Origin of the sequence: uncultured Clostridium sp. (assembly GCF_963515715.1) — a bacterium.
Lineage (GTDB): Bacteria > Bacillota > Clostridia > Clostridiales > Clostridiaceae > Clostridium_AW.
Map to the genome: position 1 here is coordinate 68,840 of NZ_CAUPZS010000011.1, position 21,986 is coordinate 90,825.

Annotated in this window: 26 protein-coding genes; 20 read left to right on the forward strand and 6 right to left on the reverse strand. The window is 29.7% G+C overall.

What is annotated here, in order from left to right; translation table 11 throughout:
* Positions 1 to 130: 130 nt before the first annotated feature.
* Both RYO54_RS09735 and RYO54_RS09740 read left to right on the forward strand, forming a co-directional pair.
* Positions 131 to 1,024, forward strand: coding sequence for a M28 family peptidase (locus RYO54_RS09735; RefSeq protein WP_315118112.1), 894 nt, complete (start codon positions 131 to 133; stop codon positions 1,022 to 1,024).
* A 97-nt stretch (positions 1,025 to 1,121) separates the two neighbouring features.
* The gene (locus RYO54_RS09740; RefSeq protein WP_315118114.1) at positions 1,122 to 2,567 is read left to right on the forward strand and encodes a DEAD/DEAH box helicase; all 1,446 of its coding nucleotides are present in this window, start codon (positions 1,122 to 1,124) and stop codon (positions 2,565 to 2,567) included.
* 60 nt (positions 2,568 to 2,627) lie between these two features.
* Here the strand turns inward: RYO54_RS09740 and RYO54_RS09745 are convergent, their stop codons facing one another.
* On the reverse strand, positions 2,628 to 2,882 hold the full coding sequence (locus tag RYO54_RS09745; protein ID WP_315118115.1) for a GIY-YIG nuclease family protein: 255 nt from the start codon (positions 2,880 to 2,882) through the stop codon (positions 2,628 to 2,630).
* Positions 2,883 to 3,172: 290 nt separating this feature from the next.
* Between RYO54_RS09745 and RYO54_RS09750 the strand changes: the two genes are divergently transcribed.
* On the forward strand, positions 3,173 to 3,982 hold the full coding sequence (locus tag RYO54_RS09750) for a nitroreductase family protein (RefSeq protein ID WP_315118117.1): 810 nt from the start codon (positions 3,173 to 3,175) through the stop codon (positions 3,980 to 3,982).
* Between the two features lie 128 nt (positions 3,983 to 4,110).
* Here the strand turns inward: RYO54_RS09750 and RYO54_RS09755 are convergent, their stop codons facing one another.
* Positions 4,111 to 4,800, reverse strand: coding sequence for a YjjG family noncanonical pyrimidine nucleotidase (locus tag RYO54_RS09755; protein ID WP_315118119.1), 690 nt, complete (start codon positions 4,798 to 4,800; stop codon positions 4,111 to 4,113).
* A gap of 124 nt (positions 4,801 to 4,924) precedes the next feature.
* On the opposite strand from RYO54_RS09755, the gene RYO54_RS09760 reads away from it, so the two are divergent.
* The 9 genes from RYO54_RS09760 to RYO54_RS09800 all read left to right on the forward strand — a co-directional run bounded on the left by RYO54_RS09760 (position 4,925) and on the right by RYO54_RS09800 (position 10,782).
* Positions 4,925 to 5,614, forward strand: coding sequence for a helix-turn-helix domain-containing protein (locus RYO54_RS09760; protein ID WP_315118121.1), 690 nt, complete (start codon positions 4,925 to 4,927; stop codon positions 5,612 to 5,614).
* A gap of 199 nt (positions 5,615 to 5,813) precedes the next feature.
* Positions 5,814 to 6,425, forward strand: coding sequence for a class I SAM-dependent methyltransferase (locus RYO54_RS09765; RefSeq protein WP_315118123.1), 612 nt, complete (start codon positions 5,814 to 5,816; stop codon positions 6,423 to 6,425).
* Positions 6,426 to 6,441: 16 nt separating this feature from the next.
* The gene (locus RYO54_RS09770) at positions 6,442 to 6,834 is read left to right on the forward strand and encodes a VOC family protein (protein WP_315118125.1); all 393 of its coding nucleotides are present in this window, start codon (positions 6,442 to 6,444) and stop codon (positions 6,832 to 6,834) included.
* A gap of 53 nt (positions 6,835 to 6,887) precedes the next feature.
* Positions 6,888 to 7,613, forward strand: a complete 726-nt coding sequence (locus RYO54_RS09775) for a type II CAAX endopeptidase family protein (protein WP_315118126.1) — start codon at positions 6,888 to 6,890, stop codon at positions 7,611 to 7,613.
* Positions 7,614 to 7,654: 41 nt separating this feature from the next.
* Positions 7,655 to 8,161 carry a GNAT family N-acetyltransferase gene (locus RYO54_RS09780; RefSeq protein ID WP_315118128.1) on the forward strand — a complete coding sequence of 169 codons (507 nt, stop codon included), beginning with the start codon at positions 7,655 to 7,657 and terminating at the stop codon, positions 8,159 to 8,161.
* 85 nt (positions 8,162 to 8,246) lie between these two features.
* A complete protein-coding gene (locus RYO54_RS09785; RefSeq protein WP_315118130.1) occupies positions 8,247 to 8,663 on the forward strand; it encodes an EamA family transporter in 417 nt (138 codons plus the stop codon).
* A gap of 87 nt (positions 8,664 to 8,750) precedes the next feature.
* Positions 8,751 to 9,275 (forward strand): GNAT family N-acetyltransferase, encoded by a 525-nt coding sequence (locus RYO54_RS09790; RefSeq protein ID WP_315118132.1) that lies wholly within the window; start codon positions 8,751 to 8,753, stop codon positions 9,273 to 9,275.
* A 171-nt stretch (positions 9,276 to 9,446) separates the two neighbouring features.
* Positions 9,447 to 10,160: a class I SAM-dependent methyltransferase gene (locus RYO54_RS09795; protein ID WP_315118133.1), complete on the forward strand. Its 714-nt coding sequence runs from the start codon at positions 9,447 to 9,449 to the stop codon at positions 10,158 to 10,160.
* A gap of 67 nt (positions 10,161 to 10,227) precedes the next feature.
* Positions 10,228 to 10,782 carry a GNAT family N-acetyltransferase gene (locus RYO54_RS09800; RefSeq protein ID WP_315118135.1) on the forward strand — a complete coding sequence of 185 codons (555 nt, stop codon included), beginning with the start codon at positions 10,228 to 10,230 and terminating at the stop codon, positions 10,780 to 10,782.
* 79 nt (positions 10,783 to 10,861) lie between these two features.
* Here the strand turns inward: RYO54_RS09800 and RYO54_RS09805 are convergent, their stop codons facing one another.
* On the reverse strand, positions 10,862 to 11,347 hold the full coding sequence (locus tag RYO54_RS09805; RefSeq protein ID WP_315118137.1) for a sialidase family protein: 486 nt from the start codon (positions 11,345 to 11,347) through the stop codon (positions 10,862 to 10,864).
* Between the two features lie 209 nt (positions 11,348 to 11,556).
* Here RYO54_RS09805 and RYO54_RS09810 point away from each other — a divergent pair, with 209 nt between their 5' ends.
* Positions 11,557 to 12,084 carry an N-acetyltransferase gene (locus RYO54_RS09810; RefSeq protein ID WP_315118139.1) on the forward strand — a complete coding sequence of 176 codons (528 nt, stop codon included), beginning with the start codon at positions 11,557 to 11,559 and terminating at the stop codon, positions 12,082 to 12,084.
* Between the two features lie 92 nt (positions 12,085 to 12,176).
* Here RYO54_RS09810 and RYO54_RS09815 read toward each other — a convergent pair whose 3' ends face one another.
* Positions 12,177 to 12,989 (reverse strand): alpha/beta hydrolase, encoded by an 813-nt coding sequence (locus RYO54_RS09815; protein WP_315118141.1) that lies wholly within the window; start codon positions 12,987 to 12,989, stop codon positions 12,177 to 12,179.
* Positions 12,990 to 14,051: 1,062 nt separating this feature from the next.
* Between RYO54_RS09815 and RYO54_RS09820 the strand changes: the two genes are divergently transcribed.
* From RYO54_RS09820 to RYO54_RS09835, 4 genes are all read left to right on the forward strand, one after another.
* Positions 14,052 to 14,420, forward strand: coding sequence for an MmcQ/YjbR family DNA-binding protein (locus RYO54_RS09820; RefSeq protein ID WP_315118184.1), 369 nt, complete (start codon positions 14,052 to 14,054; stop codon positions 14,418 to 14,420).
* Positions 14,421 to 14,491: 71 nt separating this feature from the next.
* Complete coding sequence (locus RYO54_RS09825) at positions 14,492 to 15,049, forward strand: NUDIX hydrolase (RefSeq protein ID WP_315118143.1); 558 nt, start codon at positions 14,492 to 14,494, stop codon at positions 15,047 to 15,049.
* Between the two features lie 36 nt (positions 15,050 to 15,085).
* Positions 15,086 to 15,997: a PhzF family phenazine biosynthesis protein gene (locus RYO54_RS09830; protein WP_315118144.1), complete on the forward strand. Its 912-nt coding sequence runs from the start codon at positions 15,086 to 15,088 to the stop codon at positions 15,995 to 15,997.
* Between the two features lie 570 nt (positions 15,998 to 16,567).
* Entirely contained in the window at positions 16,568 to 17,947 is a 1,380-nt protein-coding gene (locus RYO54_RS09835; protein WP_315118146.1) for a bifunctional UDP-sugar hydrolase/5'-nucleotidase, read from the forward strand.
* A gap of 70 nt (positions 17,948 to 18,017) precedes the next feature.
* On the opposite strand, the gene RYO54_RS09840 is transcribed toward RYO54_RS09835, so the two are convergent.
* Both RYO54_RS09840 and RYO54_RS09845 read right to left on the reverse strand, forming a co-directional pair.
* Positions 18,018 to 19,394 carry a sodium-dependent transporter gene (locus tag RYO54_RS09840; RefSeq protein WP_315118147.1) on the reverse strand — a complete coding sequence of 459 codons (1,377 nt, stop codon included), beginning with the start codon at positions 19,392 to 19,394 and terminating at the stop codon, positions 18,018 to 18,020.
* Positions 19,395 to 19,801: 407 nt separating this feature from the next.
* Complete coding sequence (locus RYO54_RS09845; protein ID WP_315118149.1) at positions 19,802 to 19,984, reverse strand: DUF1540 domain-containing protein; 183 nt, start codon at positions 19,982 to 19,984, stop codon at positions 19,802 to 19,804.
* Between the two features lie 298 nt (positions 19,985 to 20,282).
* On the opposite strand from RYO54_RS09845, the gene RYO54_RS09850 reads away from it, so the two are divergent.
* The 3 genes from RYO54_RS09850 to RYO54_RS09860 are packed head-to-tail and all read left to right on the forward strand — an operon-like array spanning position 20,283 to position 21,938.
* Complete coding sequence (locus tag RYO54_RS09850; RefSeq protein WP_315118151.1) at positions 20,283 to 20,804, forward strand: hypothetical protein; 522 nt, start codon at positions 20,283 to 20,285, stop codon at positions 20,802 to 20,804.
* A gap of 6 nt (positions 20,805 to 20,810) precedes the next feature.
* Entirely contained in the window at positions 20,811 to 21,701 is an 891-nt protein-coding gene (locus tag RYO54_RS09855) for a Kiwa anti-phage protein KwaB-like domain-containing protein (RefSeq protein ID WP_315118153.1), read from the forward strand.
* 39 nt (positions 21,702 to 21,740) lie between these two features.
* Positions 21,741 to 21,938, forward strand: coding sequence for a hypothetical protein (locus tag RYO54_RS09860; RefSeq protein WP_315118155.1), 198 nt, complete (start codon positions 21,741 to 21,743; stop codon positions 21,936 to 21,938).
* The last annotated feature ends 48 nt before the right edge of the window (positions 21,939 to 21,986 follow it).

A 21,986-nucleotide genomic window follows, 5' to 3' on the forward strand; every position in this document is an offset into this window, starting at 1 on the left:
TTATGAATCCTCTTGTCTGGTTAATACAAAAGGCCAAAAATATAGTTGCTTTATTCACTAATATTTAACAAAGGGGAAGGTTATAATTATTTTATACTAATAAATTAATATAAAAAGTGTGAGGTGAATTATGGGACAATTTTTAGAGGACTTGAAAAATAATATTACTAAAACCTATGGAATAAGGTTTTTTCCTAAGCAAAAGAAAAGATTTTTAAAATATGTAGGAGATGAACTTAAAAAATTAGGACTTGAATATACTGTAATAAAAGGAAATTTGGTAGTTGGAAATGTGGATGGGGCAGAAACTATATTTACAGCACATTATGATACTCCGGGAATTATGCCTCATTGGATAAATTATATTATGAAACTATCAGGCCATACTAGGCAGATTAGCATGGTAATATTGATTTTTGTAATAATTTCAATTCTAAACTATTTTAATCTCAATTTTATAAATAATATATTATTTTTGTGGTTTATAACTATTTTAATTCCAAATAGAAATAACTATAATGATAATTCATCAGGAATAGTGACTTTGCTTAATATAGCTAATGAAATTTGCAATAATGATGATTATAAACATAAGAAGCATAAAATAGCGTTGGTGCTTTTTAATAACGAAGAGTGGGGATTGCTAGGGTCGGCATACATGAAAAAATATTGGACAAGTAACGAAGTTTTATTAGAAAATAAAAAAAATATAAATATAGATTGCATAGGAACAGGAGATAATGTTATGATTACCCATGGAAAGAATGAGGAATTAGCAGGAAGTATAGAAAGGGCTTTAATAGAATCTGGCAAAGGAAAAGAAGTTATAAAGTATAAATATAAACTAATACCTCTATCTGATGAATATAACTTTAGAAGGTATAATATATCAGGAATAATATTCTGCAATAAGGCATTAATTCCTGGGGGATATTATATTCCACTAGTACACTCATATAAAGATAAGGTATTAGATTTAGAAAATGTAGTGTGGCTTACGGAAGAATTATTAAAGGTGGTTTAATATTAACCACTAATATTTAGAATATGTAGCATTGAGTATGATAATAATAAACAATAACTAAGATTAATAAAAACACTAATGATAAGAGGTAGAATTAATGAAAGAATTAAATTTTAAAGATTTCCATATAAGCGAAGAAATATCAAAAGCTTTAGCTAAATTAGGTTATGAAGAACCTACAAAGGTGCAAAAGGAAGTTATTCCAGAGGCATTGAAGGAAAGAGATATAATAGTTAAATCAAAAACAGGAAGCGGTAAAACTGCCTCCTTTGGTATTCCCATATGTGAAAAGGTAGAGTTGGAAAAGGGAAATCCTCAAGTACTGGTACTTACTCCAACTAGGGAATTGTGTATTCAAGTAAAAGAAGATATATCTAATATTGGAAGGTTTAAAAAAATAAGAGCTACAGCAGTTTTTGGAAAGCAACCATTTAGCGTTCAGTCAAGGGAATTAAAACAAAGAACTCATGTGGTAGTAGGAACCCCTGGAAGAACTTTAGATCATATTGAGAGAGGGACTTTACAATTAGATGAGATTAAATATCTGATTATTGACGAAGGAGATGAAATGCTCAATATGGGATTTATTGAGCAGGTAGAATCAATTATTAATAAGCTACCTTCAAGCCGGGTGACCATGCTATTTTCTGCAACAATACCAGAAGAATTAGAAAAACTATGTAAAAAGTATATGAAAAACCCCATTACAATAGAGGTTACTCCAGAGGAAGTCACAGAAGGAAATATAGAACATATACTTTATGAAGTTCAGGATAAATATAAACCTAAAGTTTTAAATAAGGTAATAATCACTGAAAATCCAGACAGTTGTATTATATTTTGCAGAACCAAGGAGAACGTCGACAATGTATACAATGGTCTTAAAAATAAAAACTATCCCTGTGGTAAAATTCATGGAGGAATGATGCAAGATGAGAGATTAGAAGCCATGAAAAGATTTAAAAGAGGAGAGTTTATATATTTAGTAGCCACAGATGTAGCGGCTAGAGGCATTGACGTAGAAGAGGTAACCCATATCATTAATTATGATTTACCTATGGAGAAGGAAAGCTATGTCCATAGAACAGGAAGAACAGCTCGTGCTGGCAAAGAAGGGAAGGCCATAACCTTTGTAACACCATATGAAAATAGATTTTTAAAAGATATAGAAGAGTACATAGGATTTTCTATACCTAAAAGAGAGGAACCTATGGAGTATGAGGTTGATAATGCAAGAGAAGCTTTTCTAGAAAAAATAAAGGCTGCACCAAAATTAAAAAAGGATAAGAGTAGAGAATTGAACAAAGATATCATGAAAATATACATAAATGCTGGTAAAAAGAAAAAGATAAGACCAGGAGATATTGTAGGAGGTATTACAAGTATTCCAGGGATCACCGCTGATAATATTGGAATAATAGATATACAAGATAATATTTCCTATATAGATATATTAGAAGGAAAAGGAAAAGTTGTATTAGAAGGATTAAAATCTGTAACCATAAAAGGTAAGGTTTTAAAAGCAGAAAGAGCAAGAAAGTAAGGTAGATAAAATAACTAAGTAAAATAAATAGCCATCGGAGAATAGTAAAGTCTCAGATGGTTATTTTTTAATGGGAAAATTTTCAATCAATATAAGTTTTTCATTTCTTCTAAATTGCTTAATTTCATACTCTCTCTTTTGGGCAGATATCTTGTCCTCAAATTCCTCAAAATAAACAAGCTCTACAGGCAGTCGACAGCGAGTATACTTAGCTCCTTTACCACTAGAGTGAGTTTTTATTCTTTTGTTCAAATCATTAGTCCATCCAGTATACAAAGTATTATCTGAACACTGAAGTATATATACATAACACATACTTAATCACCAAGGTTATTATATCACAGTATATAACTCTTTATCTATTAGCATATTTCAGTTTTAAACAATAGAAATATCTATTTATATAAAATACATCAATAGATAACCATTAACACAATGATTTTACTTGCAGAAATTCAACAAAACAACCATACTATATATAAGTATATAATTAAAATCACTAAGAACTTATTTGCCCTATGCATAGAAGGTTAGTAGATAAGGCATTATAGGTGCTTTGGATTTGGGAATAAATGAAATAAAGGTATAGGGAGGTGCACTAAAATATGAGTACTATTTTTGATAGACCAATAACTGAAATTATAAAGATGCGACACTCGGTAAGAAGTTATGAAAATAAAAATATTCCAGAAGAAATTATTAAAGACATTGAAGGCTATATTAGTACTTTAGATAATCCATTCAATATTAAAATAAGAGTTAAGTTAATGAAGAATGAAGATTTAAATGGAAAATTAAAGCTTGGAACTTATGGCGTAATAAAAGGGGCTAGGTATTTCCTTGCTGTTAGTTGCGAGAAAGAAGAGTTTGCTTTGCAGGCACTTGGGTATACTTTCGAAAAGCTTGTTTTATACTGCACATCTTTAGGATTTGGAACAGTATGGCTTGGTGGAACTTTTACTAAAGGGACATTTGCAAAAGCTATGAATCTAAAAGAAAATGAGGTGCTACCAATTGTTTCTCCTTTAGGATATGAAAGTGGAGAACTTTCATTTTTAGCTAAACAATTTAATAAAAACACAAATAAACGTAAAGATTACTCAGAAGTATTCTTTAATGAGGAGTTTAGTTGTGGTCTTACAAAGGAAGAGGCAAAAGAATATGCAGAAGTTTTAGAAATGGTAAGGCTAGCACCGTCAGCTATTAACAAACAGCCTTGGAGAATATTAAAACAAGGAAATACATTTCATTTTTACCTAGAGGGATCTATAAAGTTAAAAAAAATTGATATAGGAATTGCTCTTTGTCATTTTCATTTAACAGCATTAGAAAAAGGTCTAAATGGAGAGTTTAAAATTGAAGAACCTAAGATAAATACTAAATTTAACTATGTTATTTCTTGGATAGAATTATAATATAAGAAATAGTAGCATCCAATTGCGACATGGGGCTACTATTTTCTGTGGAATTTTATAAGATTATAAAGCCTAAATTCACTATATCACTATAAAGGGACTATCATAATCCCTTTATTAATTTATATCTATTTTTCAAGTATATATTTAAGCTCCATCAAATTAGAAATTTCATAAGTAGGTTTTATTCCAGTTTTATTTACAATTTTATTAGAATTAAGCCAGCAGGTATCTATACCGAAATTTATCCCGCCTTGTACATCAGAGGTTAGGCTATCTCCTACCATCAATACCTTGCTCTTGTCAGTATACTGCATATTGTCTAAAGCTAGCTCAAATATTTTAGGATCTGGCTTTGATACCTGAGCCTCCTCGGATATTATTATATCTTCAAAATATTTTGCTATAATAGATTTTCTTATTCTATTATTTTGAACATCCTTAAGTCCATTAGTAATTATAGAAAGTCTATAATCTTTATGCAGACTTTCTATAAGATCTATACTATCATCATATAAAAAGGATGCGAAAGACAAATGCTTCATATATGATTTTGCAAATTCAACCTCATCAAATCCAGCATTTAATTTATCTGATAATCTTTTAAATCTTTCAACTTTTAATTTTTTCTGAGTAATGAGTCCATCTTCAAGCTCTTTCCATATAGCAGTATTTATTTCTTTGTATACTTTTAAATGATGATTTTCATCGTATTCTATATTAAATTCAAGCATAGTATTTTTAAGAGCATCTCTTTCGGATTTTTTAAAATCAAATAAAGTTTCATCTGCATCAAATATTATAATCTCGTACTTCATAATAATTCTCCTCCATATAGTTAGTTTTTCTAATTATACCATACTGCACTTTACAATCCTTTATAAATAAATTACAATATTCATATGAATTTTCACATGACATATGTCATGTTTAGGAGGGTTTATGAGAAGAATTTGGGATGATAAACTTTTAGAGCATTATATTGTTAAGCATAATATAGAAAATATATTTGATAAAGATATACTAAAGCATGCACAGCTTCATTTTTATGGAAAAGATGAGTATATATTAGAAGTAGAGTCTAATCTTGAATATTACTATCTACTTGTAGATGGAAAAATTAAAATTTCTTATCCTTTTGAAAACGGTAAATCAATGTTTTTAAAGTTTTATAAAGAATTTAATACAATAGGAGATTTAGAACTTTTAAAAAACATTCCTATACTCTGTAGCATTGATGCAATAGAAGATACTTATTTGATAGCAATACCTTCAGATATACTTAGAAAAAAGTATTTAAATAACCTAAAGTTTTTACACCATTTAATAGACTCTTTAAGCGAAAAACTTTATGCAACCATTAATAATAGTTCATACAACTTTGTATATCCCCTTATAAATAGATTATCTAGCTATTTAGTTGAGCATATAACAGATAAAAACTATGTAATTTTGAATTCGTCATTCATAGAGATTGCTCAGTTCTTAGGTACAACTTACAGGCACTTAAATAGAACCTTTAAAGAACTTGAATCAAAATCAATTATAAAATGTGAGGATAAAAAAATATATATATTAGATGAGGATAGACTTCGAGAATTATCTAAAAACTTATATATAAAATCTCTCTAAATATATTATAATTGCAATAGTATATTAAGATTGAAAAAATTCAGAAAACAATATTGAATTTAGAAAATATCTTTGAATATAGTGTAACTGTATTTAAAGGTATTTTTTATAAAATTATAATGTAAAATTATAGATACAAATGAAAGTGTAGTATAATAAATTAAAAGACTTACATATGAAGTAGGAAGGGAGCTTTTAAATGAGATTTGATGATGATGCTAAGAGTTGGGATACTGAGGAAAGGATTAATAGAGCAAAAATAATAGCAGATGAAATAAGTAAATCCATTGATATCAATGAAAATTATTCTGCTATGGAGTTTGGGTGTGGAACTGGTCTTATAAGCTTTAATCTTTATGATAGATTTAAAAGTATTACTCTCATTGATTCCTCAAAAGGAATGATAGACATATTAAACTCTAAAATTAATAAATACAGTGTAGAAAACATGTTTCCCTATCATATAGATATCTTTAATGAAAATACATTAAATAAGAAGTTTGATGTTATTTATAATTCCATGGTGCTCCACCATATTCATGACACTGAATCTACAATAAAAAAACTTTATGAATTACTTAATGAAGATGGCCAATTATGTATAGTAGATTTAGATGGAGAAGATGGCAGCTTTCACAAAGAACATAAGAATTTTGATGGACATAATGGTTTTAATCAAAAGGATTTGAAAAGTATTTTAATTGCTTCTGGATTTAAGGATATAGAGTCAAATACCTTTTTTTATGGTGAAAAAATTATAGGAGAAGAAAAGGCTAAATATTCATTGTTTTTAATGAAGGGAAGAAAGTAATTTAGAGGTGGAAATTATGAAAGGTGTATTACATCATGTTGAAATTTATGTAAGAGATTTAAATATAAGCAATGAATTTTGGGGATGGCTATTACAGGAATTAGGATATAGAGAATATCAAAAATGGGAGAAAGGCATAAGCTATATTTTAAAGGACACATATATTGTATTTGTACAAGCTGAGGAGAGGTTTTTAGATACACCTTATCATAGATGTAGAGTAGGATTAAATCATCTTGCTTTCCATGGGGAAAGTCGTGAGTTTGTAGATAGTATAACAGAAAAATTAAAAGAAAAAGGCGTAAAAATATTGTATGAAGATAGGCACCCCTATGCAGGAGGGTCAAATTATTATGCTGTATACTTTGAGGACCCAGATAGGATGAAAGTTGAAATAACTGCTAATTAAAAATACGCTAAAATGTGAAGTGAAAATTATTTATATTAGATTGGGGAATTGAAATGAAAAAGCATAAATTTTTATTTCTGTCCATGATTGTCATAGGAGCAATTATTCTTTCTATCTCATTAGCAAATATGGTTGGAGGAAAAGGATTTTATATATTTTATAATCTGATCTATGGATTATTGTTAAGCACAATTTTACCTGTATATTTTACATATAAAAGCAATGAGTATGAAATATTTTATGATCTTGGTGTTAGAAAAATTGGCATAAGGCAAATTGTTGTTTTAGTTGCCTTTGTGATTTTTTCCATAGGTGGTCAATGTATTCCCTTAATTATAAATTCTATTTCTATTCCATTTGAACTGCTTTCCCTTTGTATAGTGCCACTTATTATGACTACATTTTTTGAGGAATTTCTTTTTAGAGGATTTATGCAGACCAGACTTGAGAAGCAATACGGATGGTTACCGGCAATACTGATATCCGGTTTTTTCTTTTCCATCTATCATTTAGGATATCCAGGTTTTAGAACTATAAGTGATTTGCTGCTCTTGCTCGCTGTTGGTATAGGGTTCGCAGTGGCTTTTAAACTATCAAATAACAATGTTATTGTTTCATATTTTGTAAATTTGCCCAATGCAATTTTAACGTATTTATTAAAAAGAGATCAGTTTCCTGTCTTTGATAATTTCTCTACTATAATTGCAGGAGGGACAATTTTATTGATTATCTTAATTTTTATTTTTTCATACGAAAAGATAAGAAACAGGACTACGTAAAATGAGTATATATAAAAATATTGCAAGGAGGCTTATAACCTATGAAGACTATTATTGATAACAAAGAGTATACTATTGAATTTAAGCATGTAATTAGACAAGATATGATAAAACAAGTTAGGCAACTTTTCTTAGAATATACCCAATCATTAAAAATAGATCTTTCTTTTCAAAACTTCGAATCAGAGGTTGAGACACTGCCAGGAAAATATGGACCACCTGATGGAGATTTAATATTAGCATTAGTTGATGGTGAAGTAGCTGGGTGCATTGCTCTACGCAAGATCTCTGAAGGAATATGTGAAATGAAAAGATTATATGTTCGTGATAATTATAGAGGAATAGGAATCGGTAAAATGCTTATCGATATGATAATTAAAGAAGCCTCAAAGTTTAATTATCATTATATTAGGCTTGATACTCTTCCAATGATGGGAAAAGCGCAGGATTTGTATATATCATTTGGATTCTATGATATTGAGCCCTATGTATATAATCCGATAAAAGGAGCAAGATTTATGGAGTTAAAGTTAACACAACCCTGTTAATGAAATCAAAAGATGTATGAGAATATGCTCATGCTATTAAACAAAGGTTACATATTTAAAATTATATTATGGAGGCATTAAAAATATGTGGAAGTTATTTGCAATATTATCAGCAGTGTTTGCTGCGTTGACATCAATTCTTGCTAAAATTGGTATAAAGGGTGTGGATTCTAACCTTGCTACAGCAATTCGTACAATTGTTATTATATTTTTATCATGGGGTATTGTATTTGCAACCGGTGCACAGCATGGAATTAAAGGTCTAACAAAACAGAACTGGACATTTTTAATTCTATCTGGATTGGCAACAGGTTTATCATGGGTATTTTATTATAAAGCGATATCTCTTGGTAATGTATCACAGGTTGCACCAATTGATAAATCCAGCATTGTTCTTACACTAATATTATCTTTCTTCGTCTTAGGAGAGCAATTTACTGTAAAAACTTTAATTGCAGGTATACTCATTACTGCAGGTACATTTGTAATGCTATGGAAATAGATTATTTAAGATAAAATTGCGTCACAATTATTAAATATTGTTTATTAAAATCAAGGTTTAACTTTATTTGAAAGAGAGTTGATTATTTTGCAATATAGATTACTTGAAAGATCAGAACTTACACTACTAGGTGAAATTGATAGGAAAGAAATTGTAAATGAAGTTTATTATTTTAGAAGTAATAAGCTTGAAATAGTAGATGAATTTTATAATATTGAGGGCTGGATCTTGAAAGAACTCCATGAATATATTGATAGATTACAAGACATATATGATAGAAATGGAACTATATATGGGGCCTTTGACAATAAAACAATTGTAGGTTTAGGGGCTTTAGAAAGCAAATTTATTGGAAGAAATAATGACCAACTTAAACTTGATATGTTATATATAAGTAATAGTTATCGTAAAAAAGGTATAGGTAAAAATCTAGTGAATTTGCTTTCTAAAAAAGCAAAAGAATTAAATGCTAAAAGTCTATATATATCCGCTACACCTTTTAAAAATACAGTAGATTTTTATTTTGCTATGGGTGCAAAAGTGACAAATGAGATAAATAAAGACTTATATGAATTGGAACCATATGATATACATATGGTCTTGCAATTATAATAAATACCATGTTGATATTTTCACTCAATGTAATAATGAAACCTTCTATAGTAAAAGTATAATTATAGAAAATGTTACTTTATATAATGGGGTTTTATAAATGTAATACAAATAAAATATACCGCTTTGATTGATTATATTAAGAGTAGTAGAAAATGGGGTGTATTAATAATGTTAAACAAAATTGATTCAGAAACCATTAGGACGGAAAATGATGTATTTATTATGCTGGACAATCTATTGGACAGAAGAGAAAGTGAATGGTGGGATAAGTTTTATTCTGATAGAGATAAACCGATTCCATTTTTTAAAAACGCTCCCGATGAAAATCTTGTTTCATATGTAGAGACAGGGCTATTTAAACAAGGAAAAGTACTTGATATTGGTTGTGGATATGGTAGAAACTCTTTTTATCTTGCAAAAGAGGGGGTTGAAGCTCATGGAATAGATATTTCAATGACTTCTATAGAATGGGGAAAACAAATAGCAAAAGAGCAATCTATAAAAGTAAATTTATTATGTGAATCTATATTTAATTTTGAAGCTGAAAAGGAGAGTTTTGATTATATCTATGATAGTGGTTGTCTCCATCATATAAAACCTCATAGAAGAAACCTGTATCTAAAAACCATTTTAAAGTATTTAAAGCCAGAAGGATATTTTGGTATGACATGTTTTAATTTAAAAGGTGGAGCAAACATCTCTGATTACGATGTTTATAGAGAATATTCAATGCATGGAGGTATTGGATTTTCTGAATATAAAATAAAAAGTATTTTAGAGACTTATTTTGAAATAGTTGAATTTAGAGAAATGAAAGAAAGTATTGATGATAATATATTTGGAAAAAGTTTTCTTTGGACAGTATTAATGAAAAAGAAATAAAAGGTTTAAATCTATAAGAGAGATAAAAGACATTCTCATTGGGTATAAAAAAATGGGGAGAGGACATATGCTAAGACATTTAGGCACAAAGGTCTTAGAAACCGAAAGGCTTATATTAAGACCATTTAGGAAGGAGGACGCTAGAGATGCATATGATAATTGGACATCTGATCCAGAGGTCACTAAATATTTAACATGGACAACTCATGAAAATGCAGAAGTAACAAGAAAAATATTTGAAATATGGGTTAGTGAATATAATATTTATGAAAACTATAATTGGGCAATAGAGTTAAAAGATAGGGAAAGTGTAATAGGTTTAATTTGCCTTATGAATATTAATGATTATAAAGAAAATTGTGAAATTGGCTATTGCGTAAGTAAAGATTATTGGAATAGAGGTATAACAACTGAAGCTTTTTCAAGAGTAATTAAATTTGCATTTGAAGAAGTTGGATTTGAGCGTATAACTGGTAGACATCATATAAACAATTTAGCCTCAGGGAAAGTTATGGAGAAATGTGGTTTAAAATATGAAGGAACTTTGAGAAAAATTACTAAAACCAATACAGGATTATTAGTTGATTGTAAATATTATTCTATACTAAAGGAAGAATTCTGATCATCAAAAGAATACACAACAAAGGAGATAATTACAACCCAACCTTGTTGTGTATTTTTAAAGATAGCCGCTTTCTGTTTTATTTGGTGTTTTTAATAGTCATTTTACCGCCGTCTTCGGAGATTTGGAATCCATCGGGCGCATTTTCACTCCAGGTTTTGCCACCATCCGTGGAATAGCTCATGATGCCGTTTTTATTATTTACCATCAAGCCCTGGCCTTCACCTTCAGCGGGCGGAGTGTTGTGTGTGATGAGAGATTTTTCTCCACTGCCTTCAGATGGTAAACCCTCATTCCATGTTTTACCTTCGTCCAGAGAATAGCGTGTATCGCTGTTTGACGGAAGACCCTCATTCCATGTTACACCATCATCAGTGGAGTAGCGTGCAACACCATTTTCTATTTTCACCATATTCTTTTCATTGGCGACTGCTTTCTTGTCATTTGCATTCGCACTTGCGGCGAAGGCCGTAGTGGCTCCCACTGCGAGAATAAGTGTGCTGCATAAGATAGCGGTACTCAATTTCTTTTTTACCGGGGGCATGTTTGCAAATAGTTTTTTCATATTGATTACCTCCATTATTTTGTATAAGCAGCTGTCTTATAAGTATTAGTATAACTTCCTTAGCTTTAATGAACCTTAAAAATGAAGAACTAACCAAAGTATAATGTAGCTAATTACGTAATAGATTAATTTATGGAGACTATACTAATTGTAAATATCATTTTATACTAAAGGAAGAATTTTCATTATGAAAAGAGGAGTATTTTAACATGAATATAACCATAAGACAGGAAACCGAAAAGGATTATAAATTATCGGAATATACTATAGAAAAAGCTTTTGAAAACGCAGAGTATAGCGATCATAAGGAACAGTTTTTAGTTGAGAGATTGAGAAAAAGTGAAGTGTTCGTACCAGAGCTTTCTCTTGTTGCAGAGTTTGATGGAGAAATTGTAGGTCATATTATGCTTACAAAACTTATTATTAAAAATGGTGTAAGGGAATATGAATCATTAGCATTAGCTCCTGTTTCAGTCCTGCCCCAACATCAAAATAAGAGTATCGGTAGTATGCTAATCATTGAAAGCCTGAAAATTGCAAAAGAACTTGGCTTTAAGTCAGTAATTGTTCTAGGGCATGATAAATATTATCCTCGATTTGGATTTAAGCCTGCAGACTTGTGGGATATAAAAGCCCCCTTTGATGTACCAAAGGAATTCTTTATGGCATTAGAACTTGAAAGTGGTAGGCTTGCTGATGTGTCAGGAGTTGTAGTTTATCCTAAAGAATTCTTTTAACTTAGCTTTAGGATGTGCTATAGAGAAATAATAACCACATAAAAATACCGTAAAATTTGTTTCAGAGTTTTACGGCATTTCTATAAAATAGTTTATTCCTCAATAAAGTTCATCAATTCCATGTTAAACTTATCACGCTCTTCCCAGAACAATCCGTGACCACTATATTTAAACGGTACTAGCTTAGAGTTTCTAATTCCTTTATTTTGTGCAATAGCCAATGGAAATAGGGAAACTTTATCATGAATACCATGAAGAATTAAAGTGGGAACGTGAATTTTTCCTAGATCAGAAAATAAGCTTTCATCTCTAAGTGTGGTAGCAAGCGCAGCAGTTGACCAACCTGCTCCCTGTAGTCCTAATTGGAAGAACCAGTCTGAGAAAGGCCCTGTTGTATATTGAAAGAAAAATATGTCTCCAAATCCCTGCAGCATTTTAGGACGGTCACTATATGTTCCCTGAATAAGTTTAGTTACTTCCTCCTTTGGTAATCCATATGGAAAATTTGGCCGCCTAGTGAAACTAGGAGCGGCAGCAGCGAAAAGGGCAAGTTTGGATACTCCATATCCATTGTGGCGAGCCATATATCGAATTGCAATTGCTCCACCAACGGAATGGCCTGCCAGTGTGAAATCTTTTAATTTTAGTGCTTCAACCACACATCGAACATCGTCAGCCAATCTATTGTAGTCATATCCTCCCCAAGGCTTATCTGAATTACCGAATCCTCTAATGTCCATTCCGATGCATCGATATCCCATTTTAGGAAGCTCATTAAATTGATATTCAAATAAATTATGATTTGCTGGCCAACCGTGTATAAACAAGATTGTTTTGCTTCCATTAGGGTTAACATCTTCTACATAAATTTTTACATCAGGTTCTACTTTAATATAGTATCCCATATAAATTTCTCCTCCATTAATAGAATGATATTCAATAATATGTTATGTGCAAGCACATAAGAATGTGATTTGTAATATTTTTGAAATTAGTTTTAATCTTAGTTATATATTTTAGACTACCCAGAAAAATATGGAATAATAGCTAGAGGAAAATAAATTGGCAATGTTTACATTACATTTATATAATGTAATGTAGCCAATGCACTTCCGTTTATTTTAGGGGATAGGGCTATGTTTTTTGAAAATTATAATGTAAAATTATAGATATATAGGATTAAAATAGAACATAAATATAAAAATCATATATTATGTAAGGAGTTGGTAGGAAATGAAAAAAGTATGGAATTAATTAAACCTCGTAATAATTTTGCACATAATAATTTAAACAAAGCAAGATTATGGGTTCTTCCTTTGATGGTACTTGCTATACTGTTTCCACTAAGTTTTACTCAAACAGGTGAACTAATATAGGATTTTAGTATTAAAAATATAATGTTGAATGAATCAGCAACAGCCTATTGCCTTGTAACACCTACAATATTAGGAATACTTATTTTATTTTCCCAAATATAAATATAGAATTATTTAGGATTTCATCCTTTGTAGGACTTATTTTTGGTATATTGAACTGTATTATATGGTTTGTATTCTATCCAGAGTTGTATCTAATGGGAATACTTCATTTGCCATTACTAATATTATCTTTATATGGATGTGGTTTAAGCCTTACGTATAATAGAAATAAGAAACTATTATCAGCTGAAAAAATTTATTAAATATATTACAGGAGAAAAATTTATGAGCAAATTTAATTTTATAGCTTCTGATATTGAATTATCAAAGCTTACAGAAGATGATTTGATGGAAATAAGTACAAAAGAAATTTGCATTTGTGTTATAGCAAAATAGAATGATTATATAAAATCAATGAATTCAACTTGGCATTAAAAATTAGAACTTTATGGATTTATCATGATGATGACAAATTTATAGTAAAAGAAGAAAATAAGAACCTTAATATACTCAATTTATAATAAATATATAGAGGGGATGGAAGGTTACATGAGATACGGATGGCTTGATGAATACTGCTTTTCTAAAAAAGGAGCAGAAAAAGACTTTAAGGTAGAATGGGACGCAACAAGATATCTTATCCGAGGAAAAATGTTCGCTATGCAAGGTGGCGATAAAAATAAAAAAGCTATTATTACATTGAAATGCAAGCCAATGTTTGGCCAGCTTTTAAGAGAGAAATATGAACATATTATTCCCGGATATTATATGAATAAGGAACATTGGAATTCTGTATATTTAGAGGGAGATGTACCTGATGATGTTTTAAAACAAATGATAGATATGTCATATGAATTAGTATTAAATTCTCTAAGTAAGAAAAAGATACGAGAAATTTATGAACACACTAATGATTGACTCAAATAAAGAAGGAAAATACAGAATAGGTTGAGTTTAATTCGTTAAGGAAGTAGAAGTGGAGAGAAAATATGAATTGGATTGAACAAATAAAAGAATATAAGTCTTACAATGAACAAGAGAAAAAGGATAAAGAAATAATTTTGCATTCCATAGATACTTTAGATAATATTCTAACTAGGGATAACGAGATTGCACATATAACAAGTTCAGCCTTTGTAGTAAATAAAACAAAAGATAAGGTATTGATGATACACCATAATATATATAATTCATGGTCATGGACAGGGGGCCATGCAGACGGTGAAGAAGATTTATTAGAGGTTGCAATCAGAGAGGTAAAAGAAGAAACGGGAGTGAGTTGTGTTCATCCTGTTAAAACTGATATGTTTTCATTGGACATACTACCTGTATTAGGGCATATAAAAAGAGGAAAATATGTATCTTCACATTTACATTTATCCGTTGCTTACTTACTTGAGGGGGATGAGAGTGAATTGTTAATTGTAAAAGCAGATGAAAATAGTGATGTTAAATGGATACCTATAGAGGAAGTGAATTCGTATTCTAATGAACCTCATATGATAAAGTTATATAATAAATTAATATCAAAAATTAAATATTTATAAAATTAAATTTGCCAAACGCTTTAAGGAGAGAAGAAGATGGAAAAAATAATATACCAAGCAGATGCCTTTACAGAGGTTTTGTATGGAGGCAATCCTGCAGCTGTTGTACTAGATGCCAGAGGATTAAATGAAGAAGAAATGTTGAAGATTGCAAAAGAAATGAATTTATCAGAAACAGCATTTGTTTTTCCTTCGGATAATGATACTACAGAATATACATTAAGATTTTTTACTACAACTGGAGAAGTAGATTTATGTGGACATGCTACTATCGCTTCTTTTTTTCTATTAGGTACAAAGGGATTAATACAAGGTAATAACAATGTAAAAGTTGTTAGACAAAAAACAAAGGCAGGTATATTACCTGTTGAATTGTTTTTTAATAATAATAGAGTTGAAAGAGTGTTAATGACTCAAAGGAAACCTGAATTTGTTTCAAAGATTAAAGAGAAGGATATTTTGGCTGAAATTATGGGGATGAGCATTAAGGACATTGGTATAGAAAATTTTGATGTTGTTCCAGAGATAGTTTCTACAGGATTAAAAGATATTATGTTACCAGTGAAAAGTTTGAAAGCATTAAAATCAATTTCTCCTAATAATCAAAAGCTAAAAGAGCATTGTGAAAATTTAGATGTAATAGGAGTACATGCTTTTACACTTGAAACGGAAGAGAAAGACTCAACAGTATCATGTAGAAATTTTGCTCCTTTAGTTGGAATTGATGAAGAATCAGCTACTGGAACATCAAATGGTGCAATGGGTGCATATCTTGTAAAAAATAATATTCTTAAATATGAAAATGACATAACTATAGTATCAGAACAAGGACATTATATGGGCAGACCAAGTAAAATAATTATTAAAATAGAAGGGCCAAAAGAAAATTGTATTGTTAAAGTAGGAGGAGCAGCCGTAATAACAATTGAAGGAAAGATTATATTGTGAAAGAATATTGAAACTCAATATTAATTTTAGAAGATTTGGAGAGTGATATTTATCAAAAGAATATATTTTACTAGTATAGTTTTGCTTGCTTTTATAGCGTGCATGATAAGTAAGAGCTCCTATGTAATATTTATAGTTTTATGCTTAATAACTGATGCAGTTTCTTTTTTTAATCCTTACCACAAAAAGGATTTATATTATAGTAGACCAATGCATATAAAGGCAATATTAATTGGTATATTAATAGCTTTTGTGATAGAACATAGCGGAGAGCTTATAAAATATTTTATTTAATTTTTATAAAGACTTGTGCAGTTGCATTAGTAGATGCATTTAGCGGGGAATAAACTCGTAGGGATATTTAATATAGTTATATATTCTATTGGATGTATGTCAGCAACAATTATATTCTTATGTATAACTAGTTTTTTGAGTAAGTATATTAAAAAATTTATAAATGTTAAAGTTTTAAAATTAATTGACTATGCAGTGGGAATAATTTCAATTTGTTTTGCTATAAGGGTTGCTTTAGGGTAGCAAAACATAAAGATGTTCATATGGAGGGTTAGCATGAAGATAAGAATACTACATACCAATGATATTCACAGTAGATTTGAAAATTTTGCAAAAATAGTTAGTAAAATCAGAGAGCTAAAGGATGAAAATACTTTAATTCTGGACGCAGGGGATTTTAATGATTTTATGAGAATGGAGCTTCAGGGGACAAGAGGTAAAGCAGGATGTAGTTTATTAAGTGTTGCAGAATATGATGCTATCGCTGTAGGAAATAATGAAGGTTTTGCTGGATTAGAAGCTCTTGAAACCATGACATCAGCAAAAATAATTCCTTTTCTATCTTGTAATTTATATAAAGATAATATGAATAAAATTAAGGGATTAAAAAGAAGCATTATTATAAAAAGAGGGGGAGTGAAGTTTCTTATTATAGGAATAACCCCTCCTTATAATGAGTTTTTTTCGTTACTTAATATGTATGCTTCTGATCCTACTGAAGAAATTAATAATGAACTTAAAGAAAATAAGGGTAAATATGATATATGTATACTCCTAAGCCACTCTGGTTTGGAAAATGATTTATTATTAGCTAAAAAGGTAAAAGGAATTGATATAATAATAGGTGGTCATAGTCATACTCTTATGGAAAATGCTAAAGTAATAAATGGAACAATAATTCATCAATCAGGAAATTACGGAGAGTATCTAGGACTTCTCGATATTGAAATTAATGATGGAAAAATTATGAGTTTTAGCGAAGAAAATTTAGAGGTTGAGGATATAACTCCAGATAGTGAGATTATTAAAGAACTCTCAAAACAAAAGGAAATTGCAGTTGAAGTTTTAAGCCAACCTCTATATAAATTAGAACGTCATATATGGCATGATGTTGTTGAAGAAAATCCAATGACTAATCTTATAGCAGATGCATTAAGGGATGTGATACCTTGCAATCTAAGTATAATTAACAGCGGTATAGTAAGTGGTGGTATAAGAAAAGGTGACGTTTCTAATAAAAAGCTTCTTGAGATAGGGCCTTCTCCTTTGAACCCTACATACATGGAGATTAAAGGGAAATATATAAGAGAGGCATTGGAGTTATCTCTTAAGGCTGAAGTATGTTTACAGGATGGGAAAGGAGCAGGATTTAGGGGAAGGTATCTTGGAAGACTTCATGTGTCCAATGCCACTATTGAACATGATGGTAAGAATATACTAAGGGTGAAGCTTGAAAATGGTGAACTTGAAGAAGAAAAGATGTATAAAGTAGCAACTTCTGATTATCTTCAGAGAGGTACAGGTTATCCTAGCCTAGCAAATAATAAGAATGAAAGATATAATCCAGAATATATAAGAGATATTTTAAGAGATTACTTAAGTAGGAAAGAATTTGTAGAAAAATCCTTTATAGATAGATGGGTATATGCGGAGTAGTGCTTAAAAGAGAATAGGTTGAAATTCTTAATGAACTCTCAACCTATTTTTATATAAAATGCTAATTGATCTAGAATTTTATAATATTTAATGAACTTAAAAATACTATTATTAATAATACTGGAGTTATTCCCATCAATATATAGCGGTATAATTTGATTATGAACATATTTTTAAGATTTTCATTGTTACTTAATTCATTAATCAGGTATTGCTTTTTAACAAAGTAACCTATTAATATAGCGATTAAGAATCCTCCTACAGGCAATAATATATTGGATGATATAAAGTCAAATGTATCAAAGAAACCTCTGCCTAAGAATACTGGTACATTTCCTAAAAGGCTTGCTTTATCAGCAGATAATGTTGCCAGAGAACCGATTGATAATATTATAATGGCATTAATTATTACAGCTTTGCTTCTCTTCATGCCTTTTTCTTCAGTAAGGTAAGCAATTACTACTTCCACTATGGAAATCATGGCTGTAGTAGCTGCAATTGCAGTTAAGAAAAAGAAAGCTACTAAAAGAAGATTGCCAAAAGGAAGTTTTGAAAATACTAGTGGTATAGTCATGAATAATAATCCTGGTCCCGCTTCAGGTTTCATACCAAAAGAGAATACCGCAGGGAATATAGCTATTCCTGCAAGTAGAGATACTATTGTATCAGCAATAGCTACTTTAGCTGATGTGGTGAATAAGTTGGTATCTTTTGTAAAATAACTACCATAAGTAATCATAGCTCCCATGCCTAAAGAAAGCTTAAAGAAGGCTAACCCCATTGCAGATAATACTACTCCAGGAGTAATTTTTGAAAACTCAACTTTAAATAAGAAGCTTAATCCTTCATAAGCGCCAGGAAGAGTCAATGATCTAACACCACAAACAATTATTAATATAAATAATAACGGAATAAGAGTTTTAGTAACTCTTTCGATACCTTTTTCTACACCTTTAATTAGAATTAATGAAACCACCGTTATAGCAATAAACTGCCATACTAATGGAGGTAATGGACCTACTACTGTTTTATTGAAAAGTGCACTGACAGAATCGGAAGTTACATTTGAAAAGTCTCCTCTTAAGGCTTTAAATACATAGGAATAAACCCAGCCAGCAACAGAGGAATAAAAGAACATAATAAAATATGCAGAAATTATACTAAAAATGCCTATACTTTTCCAAAATGGATTAGGAGATAATTGCTTCACAGCGCCCATAACATTCTTATGAGTTTTTCTACCTATATAAAATTCGCTTACCATAACAGGAATACCAATGAAGATTATACATATAAGATAAACTAATAGAAATGCCCCGCCTCCATTTTGACCTACTACATAAGGAAATTTCCATATGTTTCCTAAGCCTACAGCAGAACCAAGAGTAGCGAAGAAAACAGCAATTGTACCAGAAAAACTTTCTCTTTTAATTTTTTTATTTTCCATTCTATCGAACCACCTCCATGTAATAGAAATAATTTATCATACATTAAATGACAAATCAATATTTTTACGACATATAATTATAATAAATTCATTTTTTAGACATTATCAGACAAATAAAGCCATTGCACTTCTATAATTATCTAAAAATAGAATATTTACTCATAAGGTATATCAATATTTTTAAAAATTAAGATTCCGTATTGGTAATTTTAGATTTATCTCATAAACAAGAAAAATATTTTAAAATTATACTATGCAGATGGCTTAAAAATATTTCTATATCAGGCAAGTAAAAAGGAGAAATTTTTTAATTTGAAATATAACGTAAAAATACCGTAAAATTCATTCCTGAATAATACGGTATTCAAAAGAGACTTAACTCTAACATAATGATATAGAATTAAAACTTACATATGCGCTTGTTCTTTTGTAATAAATGTTGCACAATCCGTTTCTTGTGTATTAGCTGCATTCTTAGGTTGAACTTCTATCTTTTCTGCTGTGCAATGGTCACCGGACATATAATAATGGCAAGTGTTAACAACACATTTAATTCCTTCATTAGGACGGCTCATTTTTTCTGGTATCATTCTTCCCACCTCCTGTATAAAAGTATTGAGTACATATGATATTATCTGTAAAATTAAAATTTTTATGCATGACGATAATCTCAAAACAATTAACAATTTGCCCTTAATTTATTGCTTTTATAAGATAATCATTATTCTTAATAATCAGCTTTTGAATTAATAAGCTATTTTTTTATATGTAATTATTCTATATTATGGATTATAATGTAATTAAAGCTTGCGGCATTAAAAGGAGAGGGAATATTAATTTAATGTTGTTGCATACATGTGTGCTAAATCTATAGTAGGAGGTGATATTGTGCTAAGTAAAATAGCCAAGGTATTATTGGTTTCTACATCTTTTTCTCCAGTTTTATTAACATATTCATTTGTATTATGGTTGGAAAATAAGCCCTGGATGAATATCATATCACCATTAATTATTACTATTGGATTGCTAGTAATATGTATGTGCTTATTAAAATTTGCTGGAGAAAATATTCAAATTATTGATTTCAATATTAATTCTATTAAAACTGCTGACGGTGAAGTAGTTGGATTTTTAGTAGCATATCTCTTACCCTTTGTCAATTTTGCCTCAAATGAAATAAACAAAAAAGTTTTAATATTCATTTTCATATTATTTTTTATTGTTGTATGGGGTACAAATTCATATCACATTAACCCTTTGATCACTTTACTGGGATATCATTTTTATGAGGTAACAACATCAAATAATATCACTTTTTTATTATTAACAAAAAAAGATTTAAGAAACACCACCAGTATTAAAAAAGTAGTTCAATTAACAGAGTATATGGTATTAGATACTAGGAGGTAAGGGAATATGTTTATTAATACAACATTTTTTATAATAATAAAAGAAGAAAGTGGAGAATTAATCATAAAACGATTAAATGTGAATAGAGAAGGACAAAACAGCTTATGCCATTTATTTTCACAGGCAGTAAATACTGTTTTAGAAGAAAATACTGAAGTTATCGACTTTGAGGTTGGCTATAATGCAGATATATATCAAATTCAACAAATTGTTGATTACAAAATCGATGACTTCATTTTAAATGCATTAAAGGAACCTACCAGCGTTGATATATTTGTTCCTGTAGACAATGAATACCCAGATATAAAATGTATATTTACTGGCACAATTGAAACTGAAACATTAATAGCCTTTCAAAGATTTAATAAAAGTCAATACATAACAAGTAAAGGATTGAGCTTTTTACATATAAATGGCACTCTCAAAAAAGTTAATTCCTTTGGAATAAGCATAAATACACAAATAGATTGTATCTATAGAAATAATAATCTATTATTTAAGTCTTATTACAATGCTAGACAAGTTTTCGATTTATCTATGTATTATAGAAGTGCAACAGATAAGGACTTAAGAACTTTTATAAATAATGATAAATTTTTTGTAATGGATAAAGATAATTTTAAGGAAAATGCAGATTCATGGGTTAGAAAAAAAGTGGCGCTAATTCAAGATTCTCAAGTTTTGCAAAAGAATGAAGTTAGTGAAATTGTAGAAGTAGCAAAAAAGTTTAATGTACCTTTAAATGTAGTAAATAGAGAAGGAACGGAAAGAATTCTTCTTCCAAATGAGAAGAAGGAAATGAAGGCAGTATTAAAGTTCTTAGATGAAGACATCTATAAGGGAGTATTTTCAGATATTACATTTGAAACAAATTCAAAAAGAAGATTTAGAAAATAATAAATACTAAAAAATTTTTAATATATATTATAGATAAATATGGATTTATTAACTACAGGAGAAATTGAAAGTGTTAATTTAACTGAATGGTTAGCAGTTGATCATGAAATTCTTCTAGGTAATACACTACAAGAAATTAATCTGCAAGCTTATTTAGAAGATATGCTAACTGAAATTAGGAACTTTGGAATAAATAAAGGCTTAAAAGCCATCCGATTTATTGGAGCAAACATATAGATATATTGAAAGAATAACCTGAATTAGCATTGGCTTAATTGAGCCCGT

Excerpts from the sequence above, each read along its gene's own strand:
- RYO54_RS09735 (WP_315118112.1), top strand. The coding sequence starts at position 131 with ATGGGACAATTTTTAGAGGACTTGAAAAATAATATTACTAAAACCTAT.
- RYO54_RS09740 (WP_315118114.1), top strand. The coding sequence starts at position 1,122 with ATGAAAGAATTAAATTTTAAAGATTTCCATATAAGCGAAGAAATATCA.
- RYO54_RS09745 (WP_315118115.1), bottom strand. The coding sequence starts at position 2,882 with ATGTGTTATGTATATATACTTCAGTGTTCAGATAATACTTTGTATACT.
- RYO54_RS09750 (WP_315118117.1), top strand. The coding sequence starts at position 3,173 with ATGAGTACTATTTTTGATAGACCAATAACTGAAATTATAAAGATGCGA.
- RYO54_RS09755 (WP_315118119.1), bottom strand. The coding sequence starts at position 4,800 with ATGAAGTACGAGATTATAATATTTGATGCAGATGAAACTTTATTTGAT.
- RYO54_RS09760 (WP_315118121.1), top strand. The coding sequence starts at position 4,925 with ATGAGAAGAATTTGGGATGATAAACTTTTAGAGCATTATATTGTTAAG.
- RYO54_RS09765 (WP_315118123.1), top strand. The coding sequence starts at position 5,814 with ATGAGATTTGATGATGATGCTAAGAGTTGGGATACTGAGGAAAGGATT.
- RYO54_RS09770 (WP_315118125.1), top strand. The coding sequence starts at position 6,442 with ATGAAAGGTGTATTACATCATGTTGAAATTTATGTAAGAGATTTAAAT.
- RYO54_RS09775 (WP_315118126.1), top strand. The coding sequence starts at position 6,888 with ATGAAAAAGCATAAATTTTTATTTCTGTCCATGATTGTCATAGGAGCA.
- RYO54_RS09780 (WP_315118128.1), top strand. The coding sequence starts at position 7,655 with ATGAAGACTATTATTGATAACAAAGAGTATACTATTGAATTTAAGCAT.
- RYO54_RS09785 (WP_315118130.1), top strand. The coding sequence starts at position 8,247 with ATGTGGAAGTTATTTGCAATATTATCAGCAGTGTTTGCTGCGTTGACA.
- RYO54_RS09795 (WP_315118133.1), top strand. The coding sequence starts at position 9,447 with ATGTTAAACAAAATTGATTCAGAAACCATTAGGACGGAAAATGATGTA.
- RYO54_RS09800 (WP_315118135.1), top strand. The coding sequence starts at position 10,228 with ATGCTAAGACATTTAGGCACAAAGGTCTTAGAAACCGAAAGGCTTATA.
- RYO54_RS09805 (WP_315118137.1), bottom strand. The coding sequence starts at position 11,347 with ATGAAAAAACTATTTGCAAACATGCCCCCGGTAAAAAAGAAATTGAGT.
- RYO54_RS09810 (WP_315118139.1), top strand. The coding sequence starts at position 11,557 with ATGAATATAACCATAAGACAGGAAACCGAAAAGGATTATAAATTATCG.
- RYO54_RS09815 (WP_315118141.1), bottom strand. The coding sequence starts at position 12,989 with ATGGGATACTATATTAAAGTAGAACCTGATGTAAAAATTTATGTAGAA.
- RYO54_RS09820 (WP_315118184.1), top strand. The coding sequence starts at position 14,052 with ATGAGATACGGATGGCTTGATGAATACTGCTTTTCTAAAAAAGGAGCA.
- RYO54_RS09825 (WP_315118143.1), top strand. The coding sequence starts at position 14,492 with ATGAATTGGATTGAACAAATAAAAGAATATAAGTCTTACAATGAACAA.
- RYO54_RS09830 (WP_315118144.1), top strand. The coding sequence starts at position 15,086 with ATGGAAAAAATAATATACCAAGCAGATGCCTTTACAGAGGTTTTGTAT.
- RYO54_RS09835 (WP_315118146.1), top strand. The coding sequence starts at position 16,568 with ATGAAGATAAGAATACTACATACCAATGATATTCACAGTAGATTTGAA.
- RYO54_RS09840 (WP_315118147.1), bottom strand. The coding sequence starts at position 19,394 with ATGGAAAATAAAAAAATTAAAAGAGAAAGTTTTTCTGGTACAATTGCT.
- RYO54_RS09845 (WP_315118149.1), bottom strand. The coding sequence starts at position 19,984 with ATGATACCAGAAAAAATGAGCCGTCCTAATGAAGGAATTAAATGTGTT.
- RYO54_RS09855 (WP_315118153.1), top strand. The coding sequence starts at position 20,811 with ATGTTTATTAATACAACATTTTTTATAATAATAAAAGAAGAAAGTGGA.
- RYO54_RS09860 (WP_315118155.1), top strand. The coding sequence starts at position 21,741 with ATGGATTTATTAACTACAGGAGAAATTGAAAGTGTTAATTTAACTGAA.